Genomic DNA, 2,736 nt, shown 5'->3' with positions numbered 1-2,736 from the left:
CTCTCAATTCATCAAAGAAAAGGCGACAGGACTCAGTGAAGGAATAACTGACGCCCAATACCGGCTTTTCCAAAAAGGCCATGAAGCAGAAGCGTCAATACGGTCACATATCGAGCACGAACTCGGCGACGAGCTGTTCCCGGCGACTGGAGTGAGTGACTGTGGAACCTATCTAGCGTCGTTCGATGGCATAACCATGGATGAATCACTGATCTGGGAGCACAAGCTATACAGTGCCGGGCTCGCTGACAGTGTACGCGAGGGCAATCTCGAACCGCATTACTACTGGCAACTAGAGCACCAACTCCTTGTCAGTGGCGCAGAGAAGGTGATATTCACAACTTCTGACGGCTCGCCGGACGCTTGCTACAGCATGGAATACGTTTCGGTACCTGAGCGCCGAGCCGCGTTGATCGCCGGATGGCAGCAGTTCGCGGAAGACCTTTCCAACTACAAGCCAGAGACTGAGCAGGTCGAAGCTACCGGTCACACTCCTGAAACACTGCCAGCATTACGTATTGAAGTCACAGGTATGGTCACCGCCAGTAATCTGCAGGAGTTTCAAGACCATGCTTTAACCGTCTTTAAAGGTATTAATACCGAACTTAAAACAGACCAGCATTTCGCGGATGCAGAACAGACGGTCAAATGGTGCAAAGAGGTCGAACAGCGCCTGAGCGCCGCCAAGGATCACGCCCTCAGTCAAACCCAGAGCATCGACGAGCTGTTCCGTGCTATCAACGATATTAGTGAGCAGGCACGCAGCAAACGCCTAGAGCTTGAGAAATTGGTCAAGGCACGCAAAAAGGAGATCCGCCAAGAAATCGCAATGTCGGCTTGTGAGGACCTTATGGGGCATATTGGGGAAATCAATAAGACATTAGATAACGGAGTCCGAATGCCACCGATTATTACCTATTTTGACGGAGTGATGAAAGGAAAACGGACACTTGCCAGCTTGCGTGATGCAGTCAGCACCGAGTTGGCCCGCGCGAAAATCGAGGCCAACCAGATCGTCGATAAGATCCGCCTGAACCTGGGAACCCTACGCAGCGATACCGCTGGCTTCGAGACGCTGTTTGCGGATGCCCAGCAATTGGTACTGAAAGATAACGACGACCTTCGTGCAACTATCACGGCAAGGATCGCAGAGCATAAGGCCGCAGATCAAAAGCGCCAGCAGGCAGAGCAGGTGCAACAAAAAATCGAGCCGCAATCGGCAGAGATCTCGGCGTCTCGCGAACTCGGCTCGATCAGGCAAACCACCGCCGAGAATTCCCGGCCTTCGGATCAGCAAATCATCGGCGTTCTCGCCAGGCATTATCGCGTTCACGAATCGAAAGTCCACGAGTGGCTTTTGGATATGGATTTACAGGGGGCCGGTGACGCCCTTGCAAGCAATTTTTAACCAACACCCTGGACATTGAAAAACGCAGTAACAGTAAGGGTAAGTAAACTCAGCTGTAATTAAAATTAAGGAGAGGGACATGTACGTTTATAAGAAAATGGAATCCGAACTTTGGACCGTTGGATTCTATACACCAGATGGTCAGTGGGAGCCGGAGTCGGATCACTCAAGCCAAGAAGATGCAGCCAATCGGGTTTTCCAGTTGAATGGCGGTTTTACTGAGAAACAAGACCAGCCCGAAACCAAACACTACTACTTGCAACTTGACGATAACCCATTGTTTGTTAGCGGGCCAGAAACAGCGATTATCATCACTGGCTATACCCCAACATATGACGATAACAGCTTGCGCCTCATTTTGAAGGGGAACCATTACAAGGAATTAGCCAAGCGACAGGACAATGGCGGATTTGAAGCCTGCCTTGCATATTTTGAGGAACACCTTGACCAAGCCTCCCCCTACAGTGAACACCATATCCCTGCCAACAGAAAAATAATCACCAGGGTCAAAGACGATTTTGGATCACGGTAGTAGTAATCGCTTTTAACCAGCGCCCCGGCGCACTCAGTCAGCAGTAACCGTTAGGGCCGCCAGTACGGGGCCCTGTTTTCAGAATGTATTAGTGATCGAGATATGAGATACGGCAGCGTATGCAGTGGTACCGAAGCGGCCATAGGACTGACAGTGCTTTGAAACAATGGAGGCAATGCCCATGAGTAATAAAGTTAAAGAGCGCCCCATCTTATTCAATGGGCCAATGGTTCGCGCGATTCTGGAGGGTAGAAAGACGCAGACGAGGCGCATTATGAAGCCGCAGCCGTCCTATGATTTCGGCTGGTATCCCGGCTGCGGTGATGACCGGAAATCCCTGCATTACGCCAACGAGAGGCATTGGCGCAAGGGAGCACCGATTGACTGGAGTCCATACGGGCAGCCAAGTGAGCATCTGTGGGTGCGGGAGACTTTCAGGCTATCTACACACGATGACTGCGCACACTATGAACCTTGCAATTGCCGATCTGGCGTTCCTTTTTATCGTGCTGATGCGGAAATCGGTGAAGAAAAGTGGAAACCCTCGATCCACATGCCCCGCTGGGCCAGCCGAATTGATCTTGAGATTACCAATATTCGAGTCGAGCGTTTGCGGGAAATGAGCCAAGAAGACGCTTACTGCGAGGGCGTCACTAGGGCCTGTTAACACTAATTAGCCGGTCAGCGATCAATGAAAAGTTGATGAAGAACTTAAAAACGACATCCAACTTATCAAATCGACTAAATATTCTTCGGAAACCTTTCAAGCGGCGAAACAGACGCTCTACTTCATTTC

Annotated in this window: 3 protein-coding genes; all 3 read left to right on the top strand. The window is 50.7% G+C overall.

Annotation, left to right across the window (positions count from 1 at the left end; genetic code table 11):
- A partial coding sequence (locus AB1S50_RS19250; RefSeq protein ID WP_367152866.1) for a hypothetical protein occupies positions 1-1,408 on the top strand: 1,408 nt, incomplete at its 5' end.
- 79 nt (positions 1,409-1,487) lie between these two features.
- Entirely contained in the window at positions 1,488-1,940 is a 453-nt protein-coding gene (locus AB1S50_RS19245; RefSeq protein WP_367152864.1) for a hypothetical protein, read from the top strand.
- 181 nt (positions 1,941-2,121) lie between these two features.
- Positions 2,122-2,607: a hypothetical protein gene (locus AB1S50_RS19240; protein WP_367152861.1), complete on the top strand. Its 486-nt coding sequence runs from the start codon at positions 2,122-2,124 to the stop codon at positions 2,605-2,607.
- Positions 2,608-2,736: the final 129 nt, after the last annotated feature.

This window comes from Microbulbifer discodermiae (assembly GCF_040742695.1).
GTDB lineage: Bacteria > Pseudomonadota > Gammaproteobacteria > Pseudomonadales > Cellvibrionaceae > Microbulbifer.
The sequence above is the reverse complement of the archived record's forward strand: the minus strand, read 5'-3'. Positions and strand labels throughout refer to the sequence as shown.

Excerpts from the sequence above, each read along its gene's own strand:
- AB1S50_RS19245 (WP_367152864.1), top strand. The coding sequence starts at position 1,488 with ATGTACGTTTATAAGAAAATGGAATCCGAACTTTGGACCGTTGGATTC.
- AB1S50_RS19240 (WP_367152861.1), top strand. The coding sequence starts at position 2,122 with ATGAGTAATAAAGTTAAAGAGCGCCCCATCTTATTCAATGGGCCAATG.